Annotated in this window: 16 protein-coding genes; 1 reads left to right on the top strand and 15 read right to left on the bottom strand. The window is 48.7% G+C overall.

Annotated features, from left to right (window positions below):
• Positions 1–46 precede the first annotated feature (46 nt).
• The 6 genes from PG862_RS08755 to dapF (PG862_RS08730) all read right to left on the bottom strand — a co-directional run bounded on the left by PG862_RS08755 (position 47) and on the right by dapF (PG862_RS08730) (position 5,556).
• A complete protein-coding gene (locus PG862_RS08755; RefSeq protein ID WP_022358543.1) occupies positions 47–679 on the bottom strand; it encodes a cytidylate kinase-like family protein in 633 nt (210 codons plus the stop codon).
• Positions 680–849: 170 nt separating this feature from the next.
• A complete protein-coding gene (locus PG862_RS08750) occupies positions 850–1,650 on the bottom strand; it encodes an N-acetylmuramoyl-L-alanine amidase (RefSeq protein WP_270707140.1) in 801 nt (266 codons plus the stop codon).
• Positions 1,651–1,722: 72 nt separating this feature from the next.
• Entirely contained in the window at positions 1,723–2,523 is an 801-nt protein-coding gene (dapF, locus tag PG862_RS08745) for a diaminopimelate epimerase (RefSeq protein WP_270707138.1), read from the bottom strand.
• A 46-nt stretch (positions 2,524–2,569) separates the two neighbouring features.
• Positions 2,570–3,124: an ANTAR domain-containing response regulator gene (locus tag PG862_RS08740; protein WP_118471876.1), complete on the bottom strand. Its 555-nt coding sequence runs from the start codon at positions 3,122–3,124 to the stop codon at positions 2,570–2,572.
• A 31-nt stretch (positions 3,125–3,155) separates the two neighbouring features.
• Positions 3,156–4,475, bottom strand: a complete 1,320-nt coding sequence (locus PG862_RS08735) for a glutamine synthetase family protein (RefSeq protein WP_270707136.1) — start codon at positions 4,473–4,475, stop codon at positions 3,156–3,158.
• 220 nt (positions 4,476–4,695) lie between these two features.
• A complete protein-coding gene (gene dapF / locus PG862_RS08730; RefSeq protein WP_117795977.1) occupies positions 4,696–5,556 on the bottom strand; it encodes a diaminopimelate epimerase in 861 nt (286 codons plus the stop codon).
• A gap of 542 nt (positions 5,557–6,098) precedes the next feature.
• Here dapF (PG862_RS08730) and PG862_RS08725 point away from each other — a divergent pair.
• A complete protein-coding gene (locus PG862_RS08725) occupies positions 6,099–7,040 on the top strand; it encodes an AraC family transcriptional regulator (RefSeq protein ID WP_118467084.1) in 942 nt (313 codons plus the stop codon).
• Positions 7,041–7,055: 15 nt separating this feature from the next.
• Here PG862_RS08725 and ytvI read toward each other — a convergent pair whose 3' ends face one another.
• From ytvI to PG862_RS08680, 9 genes are all read right to left on the bottom strand, one after another.
• Positions 7,056–8,171, bottom strand: coding sequence for a sporulation integral membrane protein YtvI (gene ytvI / locus PG862_RS08720; protein ID WP_118467082.1), 1,116 nt, complete (start codon positions 8,169–8,171; stop codon positions 7,056–7,058).
• 38 nt (positions 8,172–8,209) lie between these two features.
• Positions 8,210–9,400, bottom strand: coding sequence for a pyridoxal phosphate-dependent aminotransferase (locus PG862_RS08715; protein WP_107001247.1), 1,191 nt, complete (start codon positions 9,398–9,400; stop codon positions 8,210–8,212).
• A 139-nt stretch (positions 9,401–9,539) separates the two neighbouring features.
• Positions 9,540–10,841, bottom strand: a complete 1,302-nt coding sequence (locus PG862_RS08710) for an O-antigen polymerase (protein ID WP_118684823.1) — start codon at positions 10,839–10,841, stop codon at positions 9,540–9,542.
• A 53-nt stretch (positions 10,842–10,894) separates the two neighbouring features.
• Positions 10,895–11,158 (bottom strand): HPr family phosphocarrier protein, encoded by a 264-nt coding sequence (locus PG862_RS08705; protein ID WP_107001249.1) that lies wholly within the window; start codon positions 11,156–11,158, stop codon positions 10,895–10,897.
• Positions 11,159–11,201: 43 nt separating this feature from the next.
• Entirely contained in the window at positions 11,202–12,578 is a 1,377-nt protein-coding gene (locus tag PG862_RS08700; protein WP_270707130.1) for a CdaR family protein, read from the bottom strand.
• Positions 12,556–13,431 carry a diadenylate cyclase CdaA gene (cdaA, locus tag PG862_RS08695; RefSeq protein WP_117795982.1) on the bottom strand — a complete coding sequence of 292 codons (876 nt, stop codon included), beginning with the start codon at positions 13,429–13,431 and terminating at the stop codon, positions 12,556–12,558. Before cdaA ends, PG862_RS08700 begins: the two co-directional genes overlap by 23 nt.
• A gap of 98 nt (positions 13,432–13,529) precedes the next feature.
• Positions 13,530–14,465 (bottom strand): hypothetical protein, encoded by a 936-nt coding sequence (locus tag PG862_RS08690; protein ID WP_022359167.1) that lies wholly within the window; start codon positions 14,463–14,465, stop codon positions 13,530–13,532.
• Complete coding sequence (locus tag PG862_RS08685; RefSeq protein WP_243023758.1) at positions 14,462–14,977, bottom strand: hypothetical protein; 516 nt, start codon at positions 14,975–14,977, stop codon at positions 14,462–14,464. Before PG862_RS08685 ends, PG862_RS08690 begins: the two co-directional genes overlap by 4 nt.
• 156 nt (positions 14,978–15,133) lie before the next feature.
• Entirely contained in the window at positions 15,134–21,859 is a 6,726-nt protein-coding gene (locus tag PG862_RS08680; protein ID WP_270707128.1) for an MBG domain-containing protein, read from the bottom strand.
• Between the last annotated feature and the right edge of the window lie 139 nt (positions 21,860–21,998).

Here is a 21,998-nt window from a genome sequence, read left to right as displayed (position 1 = left end):
TACACGATACTATATTGAATTGCAAGTGGAAGTCATTCTTTTTCCCTTACAAAAGCCCCCTCATTTTTAAATAATCCTTAATCAACTGAACCGCCCCGTCCACACCAATCTGTGTCGTATTGATCAAAAGGTCGTAATTCTCCGGCTTCTCCCAGTCGCGCCCTGCATAATAACGATTATAATCGCGGCGTTCCCGGTCGATCCGGTGGATATTTTTGAGGACATCTTTGTCCGCGTAGAGATTCCGCTCACGCACGCGCTCCTCGCGCACCTTGATATCCGCGTAGAGGAACACACGAATCAGTCCCTCGGTGCCGTCCAGCACATAATCCGCGCAGCGGCCGATGATGACGCAGGATTCCTCCGCCGCCAGCTTCCGGATCACTTCCGACTGGAAGCGGAACAAATTGTCGGCTGAAATGAGATCGGAACCGAACGACGGTGCGCCCTTTTCCGGTGTCAATGTATTGATAATCTTGTATAAAAGCCGGTTGCCCGCCTTCTCGTCTGCCAGATGGAAATAGCTCTCTTTGATACCGCTCTCATCTGAGTTCATACGGAGAATGTTCTTATCATAAAAACTGATCCCCAGATCTTCCGCCAACTTTTTGCCCGTATCCGCACCGCCGCTTCCATACTGCCTCGCAATCGTGATGATAATTTTTTTCTTCTCTGACATACCAAACCCCTCCCTTTATCTACAAGAAAATGCATGTTGCTTTCTATCTTCAGCATACCATAATGAGGGAATTTTTTCCATTCATTTTTACAAAAAGCACAGCAAAAATCAATCAAATAAGTCATTCTATTCTTATTTTCAGATAGTGCCTGTTTTTCAGCTTTTCTCCCCTACTTCACCTCCCTCTCATACAAAAGCACCGTCGGAAATCCCGCCTTCCGCAGTTCCCGTTCCATCCGCACGGCGTTGTCGAGATTTTTAAACGCACCGACCCGAAGCTTGAAATACGTCCCATCGTACACCAGAAATGCAGGGAATCCCATACGGCGCAGTTCTTCTAACTGCTGCTCTGCCAGCGATCGGATGCGGTACGCCCCCGTCTGGATCTGGTAATAATAGTCGCTCTCTTCCACCGGACGGCGATCCATGTCGTCATCGATTACATTTAGAATCCCAGATGCAACCGCCGCCGCAATTTCGTCAAACTGCGCGTCAAACCGCTTGTTATCCTCCGGATTGTCGATAAATCCGGCTTCAACCAGAACCGCCGGCATCTGCGTTTTCCGCAGCACAATCAAATCCGGGCGCTCGATCACGCCGAGATCCACATATCCGGTGCGCGCCAGCTCTCCCTGGATTGAATCCGCCAGCTGTTCTGATTCCCTGCCTGTCTTGTACACCAGCGTCATGACGCCCGAACCTTTTCCCGGCTCACTCGCCGCATTGCGGTGCAGGGAAACAAAATAGTCCGCGCCCGCCTCATTTCCCATCTCTGCTTTCTGGTAGGGCGTGTCATAGACGTCCGTTGACCGCGTGTAGACGGCATTCACCCCATTTTCCTCGAGAATCCTCCCTACTGCCAGCGCCAGACGCAGGGTATCGTCCTTTTCCATCCGATCCTCAAATACTGCTCCCGGATCTTTCGTTCCGCCGTGCCCGGCATCTATCATCACTTTCTTTTTTTCTTCCAAAAGAAAAGACTCCTCTCACATATCGTTGTACTACTACCATATGTGAAAGAAGTCCCAAAGTTTCCTGTTTAATTATTCCTCATACTCCCCGCTAAACACTTCCACCGCCGGTCCAGTCATGAACACGCGGTTTTTCTCGCGGTCCCAGCGGATCTGCAGGCAGCCGCCCAGCAGCTCGACCTCAACCTCATCCTCCGTATGCCCTGCCAGAATAGATGCAACGGCAACCGCGCAGGCACCCGTTCCACATGCCATTGTTTCGCCGGATCCGCGCTCCCAGACACGCATTTTTACGTGCGTGCGGTCAATAACCTTGACAAACTCGGTGTTGGTACGGTCCGGGAAACGCTTATGGAACTCGAATTTGGGTCCGATCGTCTCCAGATCCAGGGAATCAATCTCATCCATAAACAGAACGGCGTGCGGATTTCCCATGGAAATTCCGGTAAATTCGTACTCCGTTCCATCTACCTCGATCTTCTCCGGAAGCTCGGAAGTCTGCTCCGGCTCGCCCATATCGACGGTGACCGCCGTTACTTTGCCATTTTCGGCCTTCATATCCAGATATTTAATCCCGGACAATGTCTCAACAGAAATCTGCGGCTTGTCCACGATATGGTGGTCATACGCATATTTTCCCACACAGCGGATGCCGTTGCCGCACATCGCGCCTCGGGAACCGTCCAGATTGTACATATCCATGCGGCAGTCTGCCACCTCGGATGGGGTAATCAGAATCAATCCGTCGGAACCAATTCCAAAATGGCGGTCACTGACGGCAATCGCCAGCTTCTCCGGATCGTTTACCGTTTCTTCAAAACAGTTGACATAGACATAATCATTGCCAAGTCCCTGCATTTTTGTAAATTTCATCGTTTTTGCTGCTCCTTCTGCCTTTTTGATCCTATTGTAAAGGATCTTACGCCATTTTGTAAAGACTGATTACCATTTGTGCCGCCTCAATAAGGCTGACCTGGCTGTCCATGCTGCATTTCTGCAGATATTTGTGCGCCTCCGGCTCCGTCATCCGGTTCCGCTCCATCAAAATAGCCTTTGCGGTGTCGATCGCTTTCTGATCCTCTTCCCTGCGCTTCTGCGGCGGCTGGCGGCGCATCCGCCGTCTTTTTTCCGCCTGCGTCTGCTCAATCATGCGGACCGTTGAAACTAAATCTCCCATTTTAAACGGCGCCGGCAGGCAGACAATCTTTCCCATCGCTTCGCCGCTCCACCGGCTTGGGGAAGCAATGAGAAGCAAATCAAATCCCGGCGGCAGCTGGTCGGCAAGCTGCCGGCAGGTCATATCACCAAACCGGTAGCCGCTCACCACAATCCCGCTTCGCAAATCATCAGTTAACGCTAAAACCTGCGCGCCCGATGTGCAGGAGGCTGTGACCTGTATTCCATGTTTTACGAGTATATTTCTAATATTTCGTCCGTCCTGCGGCTTCGAAAATGCTACTATGATGTTTCCCACGTGGTCTCACCTCACTGCGATTTCGTACCCCCTAACAACGATACAGATATTCCGCTGTTTCCCAATCCGTCACATAGGCACAGAAGCGTTCCCACTCCTCTTTCTTGCCCTCGCCGTACATCCGGCAGAACTTTTCCCCAAATACACGGTGTGCAAATTCATTCTGATCCAGCTTCTGGAGCAATATCCCCAATGTCTCCGGGAACCGCGGCGCATCCTCATCGCCCGCTTCTTCATCCAGCACCAGCGCCTTCTCGATTCCTTCCAGTCCTGCTGCCAGAATCGCCGTCAGCGCCAGATACGGATTCGCAGACGGATCCGGGAACTGCACTTCCACGGAAATACGTCCGTTCCGGTCTTCCTTCACATGAACTGCCTTTTCACTTCCCTTTTCCCACACAGCCGCCGGGAACTCCGGCTGGAACACCGTGCTCCGCTCCGCCGCCAGACGTTTATATGAATTGACGGTTGGATTCGTAAAAATCATCATATCACTCAGATTTTTAAGCACGCCTGCTGCAAAATGCTTCGCCTGCGCCATCGCCTCCGCGCCCCGTCTGGAAGAGATCGACACGCCCACATGAAGCCCCGATCCGTCGCCGCTCATGTTTGGCTTCGGCATAAAAGTCGCATGCAGACCATGGCGTTTCGCAATCCGTTTGACCGCCGCCTTGAACGTCTGTAAATAATCTGCCGCCTCAATGCCCCGGCGCGCCGGAAGGACGAAGCTGTGCTGTCCGGCAGTCAGACCATGATGCGTGCTCTCGACCGCAAATCCTGCTTCCTCCAGGCTCAGAACCATGTCCCGGCGGACGCCCTCTGCCAAATCGATCGGCCCCGCGTCATAATACCCGGCAACCTCATGCGTCACCGTCGTCGGTCTCCCATCATCATCCGTGTGAAACAGATAAAACTCACACTGGAAATCAAAATCAAAGTCCAGTCCCATCTTCTCGGCACGTTTTACCGTTTCCTGTAAAATATGACGCGAATCCGTCCAGGACGGCGTCCCATCCGCATTGCAGACCTGGCAGATCACGCGCGCTACATTTTCCTGCCCGGAATCCCACGGAAGAACCTGATACGTTGATGCATCCGGCTTCAAGTACAATTCCACACTCTCGCTCTGGTCCGTCAGATACTCCGGCGCCGCCGCGCCCTCGATCCCAGCTTTCTGTAAGCCGCCGAGCGCAAACCGGTTGATTGCATACCCCTCTTTCATCGCTTTTTCCGCCTGCCTCCGCGTCATCTGGACCATTTTGCACTGTCCAAAAATATCGGTAAACTGCAGCTTTACCAAATCAACATCTTCATCAAAAAAAGGTTCGGATCGGTTCGTATTCTCTCCCATCGCCATTTCCTCCTATAAAAAACGAGGCAGCTGTCTCTGTTTCCAGTCAGCCCCCTCGCCCTCTTTTCATATACGCCCAAAATTTTCCTGCCTATACAGCCCCAAAAATTTCAAGCATACGTTTATGATCGTTTTGCTGTGTGAGAATGCCCCTGTCATTCTTTTCACAATTTTTATAAATAAAATATAGCAGTCCGATATTTTTCTGTCAAATACTTTTTTATTTAATCCGCAGCTGTTCGCTCAATTCATTTCCCAACTGGATATGTCCCACATAGCCGACCTCGCCGACCATGTAAACCATGCCGTCCTCCTTGATTTCCACTTCCAGCGTGCCACCCGGCATATGGACGTACATATGCGGATCGGCAAGTCCCAGGCGGTATGCCGCACTCGCCGCCGCGCAGGCGCAGCTTCCGGACGCCAGCGTATATCCAACGCCTCTCTCATAGATCTCGATCTGGATATTCGTCCGGTCAAGGACATTTAAAATCTGCGTATTGACCTTTTCCGGGAAATATTCGGATGTTTCCGAATGCTCGCCGATCCGGCACACCATTTCCTTCGAAATCTCATTCATCCAGATGACGCAGTGCGGATTTCCCATTGAAAGACAAGTCGTGACATACGGAATCTTTCCAAATACCATCGTCTGGTTTACCATCTCCCGCCGCTCGCCGGTCACCGGAATCTCATCGCTCCAGAACGTCGGATGTCCCATCGAAATTTTCACACGGGTCGCATCCTCGTTGAGATAAAAGACTGTCTCCTCGCCTCCCAGCGTTTTCCAGGAGATCGTCGTTTTCTGCACATATCCCGCGTCCCGCAGATATTTTGCAAAAATACCCATGCCGTTGCCGCTCTTCTCCGCCTCGCTTCCGTCCGCGTTGTAGATGTGTACATAAAAATCATTCTCCCCCAGATATGGACCCGCCAGAATGCCATCCGCGCCGATGCCAAAATGACGGCTGCACATCTTCTTGATATTCTCCGCATTCAATTCCAAATCATTCTTATTTGGATCAAACACCAGGTAATCATTTCCCATACAGTGATATTTTTCAAGCACAACCTGTTTCATCGCGATACCTCCTGCCCCTTTTAATCAATACCATAAAAATCTTTCATCCATGATTTCTATTCTACTTCCGTTCTTGAAATCACTTTATCATGCATATCCATTTATGTTTTGAATATGTCTGCATTTTCATAATATTCCATCTATGCTTTCTTTAATTTCAATTTTAGGAAAATATAGCAGCTTTTAATAGAAGAATCATGCTTTAAATATTGCATATAATGCTATATAATATGAAATAAGGTAACTGTTCAGTAGGTCTGCGCATTTACTACGCTGACCGTACGAAAACATGGGTCAGCAGGCAAAAATCCCATTGCCGTAGGCAATTTTTAATGGATTTTTGCGCGTGACTGTGAAGGTACTGAACAGTTACGAAATAAGAAATGAAATATCTGTGTTTCAAAACATATTTATCTCAGAGCAACATAACAAACTCAATGCATTTATACAAGTTCAAGAATGCCGAGATGGGAGTCAACTCACATCTGATATAATTTCCCGCAACAATCAACCTGCAATACACTCAAAAAAGGAGTCCCCTTATGTCAGAAAATACCACCCACGAATCCCCCGCCTACGAAAAACGCGGCTACCTCAACCACGAATTCCGCCTCTTCCACCTGCGCGGGCAGATGGATACACCGGTTGCCTACCACTATCATGATTTCCACAAAGTCCTGATCCTGTTAAATGGCGAAGCAGACTACATCGTGGAAGGCCGTTCCTACCACCTCCGTCCGCTCGACATCGTCCTCGTCGGCGCGCACTGCCTGCACAAGCCGGTCGTGCCATACAAAAGCCGATATGAGCGCATCATCCTCTACCTGTCGCCGGAATGCCTGGATGCATTCTCCTGTGCTGACTGTGCGCTCGACCTCTGTTTCCAGCTTGCCAGAGAACAGCAGTCCGATGTTCTGCGCCTCGGTTCCCTTACCATGACGCCGCTCTTAGAGGCGCTGTCAAGACTGGAAAATGCCTATCAGGCAGGTGGTACAAATGACAATGGCACAGACAATGCTAACTTTGAATCCCTTGGTGGCAGCAGTTATGGATCCGAGCTTCTTCTGCGTTTATTATTCCTGGAATTTATGGTACACCTTGATCGCGCCGCCTCCGAAAACCATCGGGAATACGTTCCGACCTCCCCTTCCGGCGAAAAAATTCTGGAACTCATGCGCTACCTCTCTGAACACCCAGAAGAAGACCACACCATCGACCAGCTCGCCGCCCGCTTTTACATGAGCAAATACCACATGATGCGCCTCTTCCGCCAGGAAACCGGCTACACCATTACCGAATACCTGACTGAAAAACGCCTCCAAAACGCAAACGAGCTCCTGCGCCGGGGCACCCCCGTCACAGAAGCCTGCTATCAATCCGGATTCCGCAATTATGCTGCGTTCCTCCGGGCATATAAGAAAAAATATCGCGATACGCCGCATAATTTATCCAGATTAAATTACCAAGAAAATTTTACTATATAATAAGGAAACTTCCCCCTATTCTTCCCTCCGGAATTTCTGAATCGACTCCATCAGCATTCTGAAATTCCGGATCATCGAATCAAACGCCCCATATTTATAAAAATTGATAAAGACAAGCCCCACCGGCACCGCCAGAATCATGCCTGTCAGCCCGCGCAGCTTAAATCCCAGATACAAAAGAAACAGCGTCATCAGAGGCGGCAATCCCATCGACTCCCCGACGATCTTCGGCTGGATGATCTGACGGACGACCTGCGTCAGGATGTAGAGCAGGATAAGCCCGGTCGCATACGCATACTCCCCCGCAAACAGTTTCACAACCGCCCATGGGAACAGCACCGTTCCCGTTCCAAAGATCGGCAGAAAATCCAGAATCGCCGTCAAAAACGCCAACAGGACACCGTAGCGGACACCCAGCACCAAAAATCCTGCCGCGAGAATCAGCGCCACCACACACATGATACGGAATTGTGCCAGAAAATATCCACCAATCAGTCCCTTTGCGTCCCGTTTCATATACTCGATATAGCGGAATACAAATGCCGGAAGATGCTCTTTCAGCCACCGCATGATGGACTCCCGATCCGCCAGAAACAGGTATGAAGACAGGATAATAATGACCATATTTACCAGAAGATTCGGAATACTCTTCGCCACATGTCCGGCGATCTGCACGGTCGGTTCCGCCGCCCGCGATACCAGTTTTCCAAACAGACCATCCAGATTATCCGAAAATGCCAGCAGCGGCGGTTGTAAATTCTGCGGAAAATATTCTGCAAGCTTCCGCCCATTCTGCAATGCATTCTCGATCTCAGCGATCACACTCTGATATATTTCCGGTGCATCCGCCAGAAAACTTCCCATTTCCCGGTAAACCAGAAGACCCGCCCCGTAAAAAAGACCGATCACGATCGCCAGCGCCGCAATAATGATCAGCATCGAGCCGTGGCGCCGCACCAGCTTCACGCGCCGTTCCAGAAACCGAACCAGCGGATTTGCTAAAAGTGCCAGAATCCATCCGACCACAAACGGCATGAAAAAATGCAGAAGTCTGGGACCTAAAAAGATGACCAGACATAAACCAAGGAGCGGAATCACAATATTCAGAATCATTCTAAAACATCGTTTCATCTCATCCTTTTCCTTTCCAAGACGATGATACAATTTCGCTATACCAGATTATAGTGTTCCGCAATCTTTCTGAATGCCGGAAGCGATCTCTCGATCTGTCCATATGATACGCAGTATGCGATGCGCACATAACCTGGGCACGCGAATGAACTTCCCGGTACTACCAGTACATTGTACTGTTTGCATACCTCGCAGAATTCCTTCTCATTCTCCACTGGAGATTTCACAAACAGGTAGAACGCGCCCTCCGGCTTGATGCAGGAAAATCCGCACTCTTTCAATCCGTTGTAAAGCAGGTTACGGTTGCGGTCGTAAGCTTCCAGATTCACATTCGCATCTACGCAGCGCTTGATGACTCTCTGCATCAGGGATGGCGCATTGACACAGCCCAGAACACGGTTCGCGATCGTTGCCGCCTGGAATACATTTGCGCTCTCATCCATCTCAGACGGGATTACCAGATAACCGATACGCTCGCCCGGAAGGGACAGGGACTTGCTGTACGAGTAGCAAACCACTGTATTGCGGTAATATTTTGTCACATACGGTACAACCGCGCCGTCGTAAGCCAGCTCACGATACGGCTCATCGGACAGAAGCACGATCGATGTGCCAAATTCCTTCTGTTTCTTTTCCAGAATTGCTGCAATCTTCTGCAGTGTTTCCTCGGAATAAATAACGCCGGTCGGGTTATTCGGGGTGTTGATGATCACTGCCTTGGTCTTTTCGTTGATCTTTTCCTCAAATTCAACGAGATTCGGCTGGAAATCCACCGTATTCGGAGATACAACCACCAGCTCGCCGTCATAGTTGCGGACATAGGAACCATACTCTACAAAGTATGGTGCAAAGGTAATGACCTGCTCTCCTGGATTTAACAGGGTCTTTAAAATGACATTCAAACCACTTGCCGCACCGACCGTCATCAGGATGTTGCCTGCGTGAAAGGAGGTGCCGAACCGGCGGTTTAACGACTGAGCGATCGTCTCACGCACATCTTCATAGCCTGCGTTGGACATATATCCGTGTACAAACAGGGAATCTTCTTCCTTTACGATATCCTGAATTGCCTGATTTACCTCTGCCGGAGCCGGTACGCTCGGATTTCCAAGGCTGAAATCAAACACATTCTCACGTCCATATTTCGCCGCCAGCTTATTGCCCTCTTCAAACATCATACGGATGGCGGAGTTATTTTTCATAAGCGGTATCATTTTTTCTGAAATCATTGGCTTGCCCTCTTTTCTGTAAAACTGATCCATGCGGCAACTCTATCTGTATACAAGCAGCACTTTAACTTACTGAATTGTCGTCTTTTTGTTATTATAGCAGATTTTATTTCATTTTTATATCTTAATCCATATATTTTTACCGCCCTGCAACCTTATGCGATACCAGAAAGGCCACAACCGCTGTCACCGCGAAATAAAACCATGTGGACGGATTGCTGAACCAGGTTGTGAAAAACGATAACAGCATGTAAAGTGCAAACTGTGCGTACAGAAGATAGGTAATCGGATTCTGCACCTGGCGCATCATCCGCATCAGCAGATACGCCGCCGCTCCTAATATGGCAGAAAAGATGAACACGCCAATTATGCCGAAATCGTAGTACGCATCATAAAACATCGTCAGCGTCGTCAGCTCTTCCTTCGTCACATAATACGGAAATGCCGTCAACGACGGAACCAGAAACTTGAGTCCCGTCAGCGTCCAGAACGGTGCCAGCATCTTCATGCCCCAGCTGTGCTTCACAAGTCCCTTGACCAGACAGTCGAAATTATCGTAATTGTTTGCAATATAGATATACGGCTGCGTCACAAAAATCGGCAGGTGCCGTTTCATCTCAAAAACCGTATTCAAGTAGGCAGTATCATGGCTGCGCGCGATCGTCAGCAGAATGTAGAGCACAATCAGCCCTGCCAGCGCAAAAACAACATAAATCGGATTCAGCTGGTGTTCCATCTGTATGTAGGTAATCAATGCCAGCAGTACCGCAAACAGAAGCTGGGAGCGCGACACGCACAGAAGCGGAATCGCCACCGCCGCTGCATCTGCCAGAAGCATACATACCAGCCGTCCCCGGCTGCGACCGCCCTCGATGCAAAAATAGATCACAGAGAGCGCCGGAACCAGCACACAGGACACCGTTAGATAATGAAGCCCGGTCACATGGAAATAGGAATAAGCATGCGGAACGCCCCGGAGCAGCAGCGGAATATAGCCCATATAGACCGCCTCGATCGCGAAACAGCCTGCCGATAGCGCCGCCAGCGCCACCGCGCAGAAAAAGACGGTTCCGGCATAAGATTCCAACCCCCGGCGCTGCACCGCGCCGGAATGACCGCCCACGCGGACGGACGCCTCACCGGAAAATGCTTCCAGATAATAAAAAGCCAGATAAAAGCCCGCAAACGCCGCCAAAAGTCCCAGCCACGTTCCCGCACTCCATGCCTGACTTAAATAACTAAGCTTCATACACGCCAGTCCCTGTCCACCTACAAAGGAAAGAGCGAAAATCCCCCGCAGATGCAGAAGATTTCCACTCCGGATATAGTCTGACGCATACAGATACGCCGCCGCCGCCAGAAGCCCTGCGCCGGATAAAAGATAATGGCGGCCAAGCGCCAGAAGCAGCGAAGCCGCATAGCAAACCAAATAAACGATCATAGTTTCATCCTATCTGTACGTCTGTACACATTCTTTTACCGCACCGGTTTTCCCTACTCGCCCAGCCCGTCATCAACTATTTTCAGCATCGCCGACAGAGCTTCCTCCTCGTCTTTTCCATCACAGATAAACTCGATCTCATCACCGCTCTTGATGCACGCCCCAAGCACGCTCAGGACACTCTTTGCATTGGACACGGTGCCACGGAACTGGAACTGGACAGAACAATCGAATTTTACCGCCTCATTACACAGGATTCCCGCCGGTCTCAAATGCAGACCAGTCGGGTTTTTTAATTTAATTTTTGCTTTTACCATTGTTTAACTTCTTTCTCCTCATTTGTGGATGGCATACCATGCTTTATGCAGCATTGCCGCTCTCTGCATCCACATTTTCTTTTGCCGAGCTTGCCCCGCTCTCCCGGTTGGAACTGCTCTGGCTGCCCGTGTCTCCACGGTCACTCTCGGTGCTTTCCGTCGTCTGGGCACTGGAGCTTCCATGTTCGCTGACCCGCACTGTCACAGCCGGCGCCGACAGCATCTTATACGCGTCCCCCAGCTGGAACTGCGCCGCTGCCGTGTGCTCGCCCAGTCCCATGCCTGATACATCGACCCGGATATTCATCTTCGCCGCCGACAGGCTGCTTAAATCCTCCTCAAGTCCCTGTACCTTGACTTCCATCTTCGTATCTTCGACGGTATAGCTGTAGCTGCTGTTCTTTCCGTTTAGAGTCACATCCTCCGGTTTGACCGTAAAGGTCTTCTCTATCAACTTCTCCACCTGTAGTGTCACGTTGATCGTCGTGCTGTCCAGTCCCACGATCGTAAGCCCGGACGGCAGATAATCATCCAGATCGATCTCGCACTCCACATTCTTCGTCGCGCCCTGCACATTAAGGGACGGTCCCTGAATCGTGAGCGTGCTGACCGATGCCAGATCCGTCTTAAGCCCCGCCACAGACACCGACTTGATATCCGTCTTCGGACCCGTATAGCGGTATCCATCCGCCACTTCACCACTGACGTCAAAATCAAGCGGTACTTCTTTTACTTTCAGGATCTGCATCGTATAAGAGGCATCTCCGCCAACCGTCTTGACAGAATCTCCCAAATCTGACAGCACATTTCCATTGGCGTCAAAATACTCCGGTGTTGCTGTTCCACCGACATCCGCCGCAGCACCGTCAATATTAAAACGGATACCCACGCTGCTGATCTGTCCGATCAGGGAGGTTGGTCCTTTAACCGTCACCTGGGATGGCACCATTGTCACCTTACCCGCCTCGTAACCCTCTGCCGCCTTGCCCTGAGGATACGCTTTCAGCGTAAATGCCTTGGTCTGCAGCGCCTCGGTCGTGATCTTGATGACCTCCGGGGACTTCACAACCGGCGTGGACTCCAGCAGTTCCTCATTGTTCACCACTTCCACTCGGATCGGGATCGCACCCGTCACATCATACATTTCCGATAAATCCGCATAGGCGTTGAAATCCGACGCCTTTACCTTATAATCATCCTTCGTCCGGATCTTGAAATTGATCGTCGCCGTTTTTTTGCCTACCACATCATAGGCAAGATCCGCCTGCTCCAGCACCTGATCGTTCGTGATCGTGACCGGAACCTCCCTCGTCGATACCTTGATCGGGTTCGCCACATTCACGACCGCCAGCCACACAAAGAAAGCACAGAACAGGGCAATCAGCTTGATCGCAAGATTATTCGTCAGCTTTTCTTTCATTTCTGCGTCTTCCCTTCCATATTCTGAAACGACCTGTGTTTTCCGTTTCCCGTTTTACCAGAACTGACAATATATCTCTCAGTTCATCTCCATCCTTGACACTCTTAAGCCGTCCGGACACAGCCACCGACACACGCCCTGTCTCTTCCGATACAACCAGCGTCACGCTATCGGTCGCCTCACTGACTCCGACTGCCGCACGGTGTCTGGTTCCCAATGCCTTGCTGATATCCATATTGTCCGAGAGCGGCAGATAACAGGTCGCCGCCGTCACACGGTTACCGCGAATCACGACTGCGCCGTCGTGCAGCGGCGTGTTGTGCTCAAAAATATTGATCAGAAGCTGGCTCGTCACGATACCATCGACCTCGATGCCCGTCCGCTCGATCTCTCCAAGCGGCGTGCCCCTCTCGATGACGATCAAGGCGCCCGTCTTGACTTTTCCCATCTCAAAACAAGCACGCACCAGCTCTGCGATCGTCTTTTCGCTGAAATCCTCATTTTTCTTCGTATCATCCGTTGAAAACAGCGTCGTCAGCACGTTCTGGCTTCCGATCTGTTCCAGTGCTTTCCGCAGCTCCGGCTGAAAAATAACGATGATCGCCGTCACCGCAATGTACGACGTCTTTTCCAGAAGCCACAGAATCGTATCCAGTTCCAGGATCGCAGCTGCCAGAAAGAATGCAAGAATAAAAATAATACCCTTCAGAAGCGTCCACGCCCGCGTATTTTTGATCCAGATCAGCATTTCATATACCAGAATTGCTATAATCGCGATCTCTATTAAATTTTTAAAGGTTATCTTCGGTACGAACGAGATCCACGAATAAATCTCCGCCAGTATCTCTGCCATTCTTTTCCCTCCCTTTCGGGCTGCGTTTCTGTTACCAGTCACGTACATATGACCCGTCACGCATTTCTTTTAACAACAAGTTTCTTTTATAAAATAGTCTATCTTCTCTTTACTTTATTGATTTCCTGTACCTTTACATCCGTCCTCGAGATCGCAATCTTTGGAACCGCTTTCACATAGTAATAATAATCGTCATCCTCAAACTGCGTGTACTCAGTCCGGCTGTAATCGACCGAAAAAACAAACAGCTGATAGATCAGCGATGCAATGACCGCACCAATCATTCCCACAACCAGTTCCGGCACGGACACCGGAACGCCAAAGCGGAAATCGCCGATAAACACAACCAGAATCTGTAAAATAAGGCCAGCTCCGATCGCGATCCCCCAGGAGTAGTTGATCGACAGTTTCTTGAGCACACAGACCGTCAGCGCCCCCAGGCAGCATGCCGCAATCATGACAAGCATCGCCGGGTTTGCCAGCAGGTTTTTGATGACCTGCGCCAGCATCTGCGTGATCTCAGTCTGCTCACTGCCCGCCAGGAAGCTTCCGTTCTGCTTCACATACAGAATCACGTAGTACAGAAAAATCCCGCAGCTCATCGGAATCACCGATACGAGGCTTCCAGTCAGTCCGAGAATCATCGGGACTGCAAACGGCACCTTCAGAAAAAACAAGATCGGCGTTACAATCAGGTACGCGCTGTCACCCGGCTGAAATCCGTAATACAGCAGCACCACGATCAGAAGGAACACCAAGGTGATGAGCGCCACTTCCATCGATGCTGCAAAGAGCTGTGCCAGCAAAAAAATCCCAATCAGAAACGCAATGGCTCCAAATGGGAGAAATGCACATATAATTCCCGCAAACAGCGGCACCAGACCGCCGCTCAGTTTCGGCATCAGTCCGATGTTCTGGTTAATCAGAAACACCGCCGCAAAGGCAGTTATAAAACGCAGGAATGCATTCACAAATGCACTGTATCTCGCATAGAAAGCCTTGAGTGCTTCTTTCCCTGCAAGGAGTCCTCTCATCTGCCTCTCCTCTCTCTCTCCATTTTTCTGGCGCGCCGGTGTATATCGTAGCGCTTATCCAGATGTTTCAGTTTCGCTATGTAGATCCGGTTCATCTTTTCCTCGTACTCATACCGCCCGCCATACACGATGATCGTCAGCACGACATACAGAAAAAGCCCCCCGAGGTATAAAGCTCCTCCTCGAAAAGCCAGTCCCTTCAGTTCATCCATTCCTATCGAACTCAGAACTACTTCTACATTAAATAATATCCACATTCCAAAGAGAAGTATGCTGCACAATGTATAGCTTATAAATCCCCGGAGCAGATTGCGGCTGATATAGTCGCTTTTAAAATACTGATTGACTGTTTTCATCTGGGAAGCATGCTTCTTCTCAAACAGTGCCAGTTCGGTCATTAATTTTATCTTGTCTTCGTTGAGCATACATGGTTCCTTTTTTATATATGCCGCGGCTTCCGGTTCAATACGTCCCGTTTCTGAAACCGCTGCGCCAAAAACGCATTCTTCCATAAATTATAACATAACTTTTTTCTCTTGGCGAGGGGGCGGGGGGATTTTTCATAGGTTTTTCATAAATTTGTAAGGGATTGTCAGACATCAAAAAAGAGCTCTGCCGATCACACATTTTCGCATGATCGGCAGAGCGTATCAAGTCTGTTTCATTTCCTATTTGACTGCTTCGCCGCCATCCCAGGCGCCGTCTGCACCAACCCGGTAGCCGTCCGGGGTCTGTGCGTTCTGGTACATCGATCCAAGCGGACCTCCTGTCACTTCTGCAAAATAGTACCATTTTCCATCAATCTGTCTCCAGCCGGTCAGCATCTCGCCGCTGACCGGATTCAGGTAATACCAGTGTTTATCGCCCGCTTCATCAAAATGCCATCCCGTTTTCATACCGGTATTCGCATTGATTTGATACCAGCGGTTATCCTTTCCATCCTGTGCCCAGCCGGTCTTGATGTAGCCGTCTGCGCCAAACGCCCACCAATTTCCATTGATGTTCGCCCACGCAAACATTTCACGCTGATTGCCTGCTTCATCAGTTATCCAGCTTCCCACTGCGCTGGAATCATCTTCATAGGTGAATTTCCAACCTGCCGCATCCTGCTGCCAGTTGCCCTTTGCCGCTGGTCCGGAAGCAGCCGAAGTCTTAGAGGAACTACCCGAACCTCTGGAAGAGGACGAACCGGAGCCGCCAGAAGACGATGAGCCAGAATTACCAGAACCATCGCTGGCGCGGTTCGTTACCGTAAGTGCGCCGTTTACAAACTGAATATCATAATTTTCAGAAGTAAGTCCCGACGGAACAATCGCATACGTTCCCACCGGGCTGTCGGCTGTATACTCACACGTAAATTGAAGCGTACCGCTTAAAACATCCGCATCGTCATTTCCTGCAAATCCGCTGTAAATTACCGTATATGCCGGAATTTCTGATCCAACTGTTACCTGCTGATTCACCGCAGTCACACGCAGCGGCGCTCGCTGGATTTCGAATGTATATCCGGCACTGCCTTCCTTATAATTTTTACCCGCTTCTGTGGCTACACGCACCGTGTACGTCCCTACATCTGCCGGAACTGCTGCCAATACCTCTGTGCCACTGAGAATCGTCATCGTCATATTTCCGTCGCTGTCAGAAATAATCTGCGGCAGAATCGCCTGAGCGTCATAGATTCGGTTCAACTGTGCCAGATTTTCCAGTGAAAATTCTGGTTCTGCCTGTTCCACGGTAAGTTTTCCCGGCAGATACTGAATCGCATAATTTCCATTCTTGGCAGTCAGCCCGGACGGAAGAATATCATATTCTCCCACATCGCTGCCCGCCGTGTACGCGCAGTCATATGCTACACTACCTTCCAGTACCTCCTCAGTCTCGTTGTTCACAAAACCGCTGACTGTATAGCTGTATTCCGATGCTGCCTCTTTATAGGTAACTTTTTTCGCCTCCGCCGTCACAATAAGCTTCGCCGGGGCAATCGTGACCTCAAAGCAGTCCGTCACCGCGTCATGATTCGACGCCGTTGCCTTATAATACACAGTGTGCGTCCCGGCATTCTGGAACTCCGGAACCTCGGACTGTGGAGCTGTCTCCAGTGCATCTTCTGTCTCTGCATATACAAAGGTTATCGGACTTCCATCCACCGTTGTACCCGTTGTGGTAACATCGGCTCTCTGCGCGGTTCCATTGTAGGTGAGTTCTGAAATCTGCTTAACTGATACATTGGTAATCTTCGCGTTTTCGATCTTTGCATCTCCAAACTGTTCCGCATAGAGTCTCGTCTGTGCCAGTTTGTAATTTCCTTCCAATGCCGAATTTAACTTTATATCAACTACATGCACTCCCGTCGTTCCTGCTTGCTCAGATGACCACACAAAGGTTCCCGTGACTGCACCCGCCACTCCGACTGCCGTTTTATCTCCTTCTGGAATCTGGTTTTCTTCCGCTGGCACCAGTTTTAAGGTACCCGACGCATAACTATTTCCATTATATGTCTTGCTATCCACGGAAGCAATCTCCGGAACAAGCCATGCTTTTTCTACGCGAAATTGCGCTGGAGCGCTTTCTACCGCGTTATAATTCAGGCTGGTTCCAATCCTTGCCTTCACATACCACTCGCCTACTGGATTCTGAGGATTCCACGAAGAATACTCTCCGTCCCGCTCCTGGCTGTACAGATAGGTAACACCTCCGCTTGTGTCTCTCGCATCTTTTATCTGCGGCTGCGGCGGATTTCCATATGTAACCTCTTCACACTCGACCGTAGCGTAATTGCCTGAACGGTTAATCCGAACCTCCCCAAAATATATTGGTTCACTCTGTGCTTCCACATTTTCTCCACCGGTACAGGTGACTCCCAGCGAATATTGACCATATGAAGCAGTTAGATCTGTGGTCGCATTGTAAAGACCATCACTATTTAGCGGTACTTTCTCCTCAAGCGCATCCGTAGTATAGAGCTTATAACCAAGCACTCCATAGCCGGAAATGGAATCATTTGTTAAAAACGGAGGAATTTCTTCCTTTTGGGTTTCATAAACAGCCCACTCCTTCCTACTAAACCAGTTCGGATCCAGTTTCGCCTTTTTGATCGTAACATCGACTATATAAAGAGCCTCTGCGCGCTCGATTCCAGGTTTTTCACTCGTCGTCGTGACAAATACCCCATATGTTCCGGCGTTTACTGGTCGTTCGGTTTCAAAGTCTGACGCATAGGTGTCGTCGGAGAGTTTCTTTTTGAATTTGATTGAATCGACTGTAAAGTTACTATTTCTCCGATTTTCATCATTCGGTGTAATGTTAAATGTAGATGGATACGCCTCTCCATTATATGTGGTCTCCAGCACATCTGTATAATGAAAATCATCCGCTGTCAGTGTGCGTGTAGTTGTTTTAAATGTAAGCTTCTGCACGCTGGAATAGTCAGCATTATCGTTTTTCGCCGCCAGATAGTAAGTATAATCTGTGCATGGCTCTAACTCTGTGGCTGAAATAGAAAATTTGCCGTTCTCTACATCCGCTTTACCTGCACCTGTGCCCGCATTGAACGAAGCTTCCAGTTCTGCCGCACTTATAGTATCTCCAAACCGAGGACTCTTTCCATAATAAACCGCCGTGCCGTCTGTCGTACCTGTAATTAGTGCCGATGAAGACGTAAGGAATTTTGCATCTACACTGGTATTCAAAGCTACGTTGTAGAAAGGATAAAGCTGAGTATTGCGATACAAGCTATTCTCAGTTGTTACCACATTTCCATACTGATCCTTCCAGCCATCATTTGTCATTCCATCAATCACTACTTTACTCGGAGTTCCACCCGGTGCAAGGTATTCTGTATAAATCGGAGTGCCTGCATTCTTATTTTCGTAATAATCCAGTCTAGGAACTGCCTCTATTTTTTTCCAATAGATACGTATATCCGCCTCTGTATCGCTCACTGTATTATCAATGACAAAAATCGCACCGTTAATATTTAGTTTTATATGATCGAGGAAGTTTCTATATCCGACCTTTTTTATCGTACACAGTTGAATGGAGTTATCATCTCCCGCGCCCTGTGGACAAATAATCGAAAGCTCGTTTCTGTCTGCCAGCCATGATTCCGTCAGATCTATATTCATGTCCTGTCTTCTCTCAAGCTGGATCGTCTTAAATGGTATTTCACCCTTAACCTCGAATTTTTCGATGATGTTGCTTTCTTTCGCTCTAAAAGATACATCCGCCGTCGTACCAGAAACTGAACCACCTGAAATTACAGTTTTACTTGAAGTTCCTCTGCTAATTCCATAGTTTCCTCCCGAGACTGTGCCTCCCGTCATAATCAGAGTCGCACTGTACGCACTACTGCCTGGACGATCCTGATAAATAGCTATATTATTCAGAGAACGGATCGTTCCCCCGTTTACATTTACTAGCATCTCGCCTTCTGCCCGGACTGCATAATGGGGTTCTGTACCCGACGACCGATCCTCTATCAGCGCATTTCCACTCACTTCCAAATCCGCTTTCGTCAAATAGATCGTACTGCCGCTTGTGCTGATAACTGAACCGCCTTTTACCCGAATCTTACCAGCTGTATTGCCATCAAATCCAGCCGCGTCCATGTATGAGTCCAGCGTACCAGTGCCGAGAAGACGGCATCGTCCATCCAGCTTACCCCTTAAGACAATCGTTGCATTTTCTCCTGTATCAACAGTCACATTTCCACTGAATGCCTGATTTCCAGAACCAAATGTCAACGTATAGCCCGGCTCTGTATCCGCATCTAAGATTGCAGACAGAATATTATTCAGATCACTCTGGCTCGATGTGATGGTTTCTTCCTTTTCTGCTCCATCAACCTTTACTTTATACGTCACATCTACCTGACTGCTGTCTGACGCAGAAGCAGTGACCAATACATCTGTTATCTCCCCGCTTACAATCGTTGGCGGGAGTGATGTTTCATCAAGGACGCGGATATAATTGCCATACTTCATAGCTTTATAGTTATCATATGCCCCCGATGTACCTACCTCAAAAATCGTTCCACTCGCTTTAAACTGGATATCTCGGAATAGCATCGAAATATTATTTTCTGTTCCCTTAACCCAGTTAAAAAACGGAGAAATCTTCTCCAAATTTGAGCCACCTGTTGAAATAACAAATGGCTTTTCAAAAGATGTCACACCTGTAGCATCCAGTGTTTTAGTCGCCTGTGAGTAATACATGGAAGAAGCTGGTTTTCCATCCGGCGCTGATGCTGTAATATCAACTGCTCCAGATAAAGCCACCTCACATCCATCACTGCCTAAAATACCATAAGCGGCTCCTGCTGTATTCTTTGCGGATATGCTTCCCCCGCTTACCGCCAACTTTGAATTTTCATTTAAATAAATAGCATAGCTATATCTGTCATCCGAAGATTCCGAATTTATCGTTCCCCCCTGGATTTCTACATTCGGAACAATATGAATCGCACCATTCAGCGTGCCATCATTCATAATGAATGTTGCATCTCCTGAGCCTTCGATTGTTCCGTTCACGGTTCCGTCCTGCATCGTAAATGTAGCATCCCCCATGATCGAAACAGCGCCGTTTACTGTACCTCCTGTCATTTCATAATCTTTTTTTATAACTAATGCCTGTACTTCTCCCTGGCTACAGATATCTGCTCCACTCACATCCACATTGTCGTTTTTTTCAATGACAAACGATGCATTGATATTCTTTTTATCAGGATTTGTAAATGTCACCGAAGATGTATCCGGGTAATTATTTTCATAGAAATATCCTACGCCTATATCGGCATGATTATTAATGGTCACTTCTATATCCGGCGCATCGATTGTGAATAAAGTTCCTCTGTTTCTTCTATAAGAACCATATAAGTCAATCGTACAGCTTTCTTTAATTATAAATGAACAATTATCCTCATTCGTATCATTAATTGTTAATTTGATTTCTCCTTGTTCATTATAATTTTCTTTACAATCCTGAATTGCATCGTTAATCGCCAATCCATTTTCTTCTTTTGAACTGTATAATGACTTTGTGCCAAGTGTTTCTCCCCTTATCGTAAAAACTTTAAAATAGTACCTATCTGTCTGCTCATACTGCACCGTATACTCCGGCACCGTCTGGCTCAGCTCATATGCCGCCACCTCCGGATCCCCAATCAATACGCAGATCTCCGGTATCTCCTCAGATGTATACTCGATGCTATTTCCGTCCTCGTCTTCCTCCGGCAGAACTGCCCGGTAGACATAGACTGCCCCGCTGTACGGCGCATTCGCCTCTTCATAGTCCGCGAATGTCTCATCCTCGGTCTCGACCGGATTGCCGTCCTTGTCAAATTCAGAGAAATATTCTTTCAAAGAGATACCACTCTGAAATTCTGGATAAACACTCTGCTCTGGATCTAATTCCCAGGTGATCCCTTTCAGTTTCCGTTTTTTCTCCCGGCTGCCTGTTTTCGGCTGGTCGGTCTCATTTGCAGACTCAACCTCATCCCCAGACTTACTTTTATCTTCAGACTCCATCTCATCCGCAGACTCGTCTTCGGATTCACTTTTCTGCTCAATACTCATTTTCTGGACCTTTTCTTCTCCGGAACCATCTTCTTCGTCCTCTTCCTCACTGTCCGCTTTTTCTTCCCGAGCCGTTACCGTCAGGGTATCTGGAAAGCTGATATCGCTTTCCGAGCTTCCAAGTGCAAGTCTCTGTCCCAGAATTTCTTCCGGAAGTTCCTCAAATCCGGTCACGACCAGTGTGGAGGGCTCTGCCTCTTCCACGTTCTCCGGCACTTCCGGCGCGATTTCTGCAGAAATCTCTTTTGGAAGTTTCTCAGCTGGTTTCTCAGTCAAGTCTCCGGCTGGCTTTTCTTCCGGGTTTTTCTTAGATTCGTCTGTATTTAACTCCCCCCCTGGTAGATTATTAGCTTTATCACCCGATTCTTCCGATTTTCCGTCCGGCTCGTCCTTTTCATCCCCGGATTTCTCAGTCGAATCTTCTTTCTCAGACTTGTCTTTCCTCGGCTCTCTCTCGTTTTCTGACGTTTCTTCCTCTTTCGAAGCGCCTGAACCCGAAGTTTGTCCACCGTTTCCGCCCGATTCTTCCGAGTTCTCTACTTTTTTCTCTGCTTCGTCTGTCTTTTTCTCTCCGCCGGCGTTTTCTCCACCTTTTTTGTTTACATCGCCATCTTCGCCGTAATCTTTCGACTTATTGTCGCGATCCTGGCTCTCCTTTTCTTCTGTTTCACCGCGATCTGCCTTTTTCGCATCAGTGGAATCCTCCTCCGATACGGACACAACCTCTGCCTTTACCTGCAGATTTGTTCCGCCGCCATTTACCATCAGCATCGCCGCCAGCGCTGCCGCCGGTACTCGTTCATACCATTTCCTTTTTATCATACGCGTCTTTCCCCTCCTGTATATAAAATGGTTTTGTCAGATATACGAACTAATATTTTCTCTCATTTTATCTTACAGGCAAACAATTTCAATAAAAACGACACAAGATGCCAAAATACGACACAAGATGTAAAAACTA

The sequence above is a fragment of the Clostridium fessum genome, from assembly GCF_027698965.1.
In the GTDB taxonomy this organism is placed as follows: domain Bacteria; phylum Bacillota; class Clostridia; order Lachnospirales; family Lachnospiraceae; genus Otoolea; species Otoolea fessa.
The sequence above is the reverse complement of the archived record's forward strand: the minus strand, read 5'-3'. Positions and strand labels throughout refer to the sequence as shown.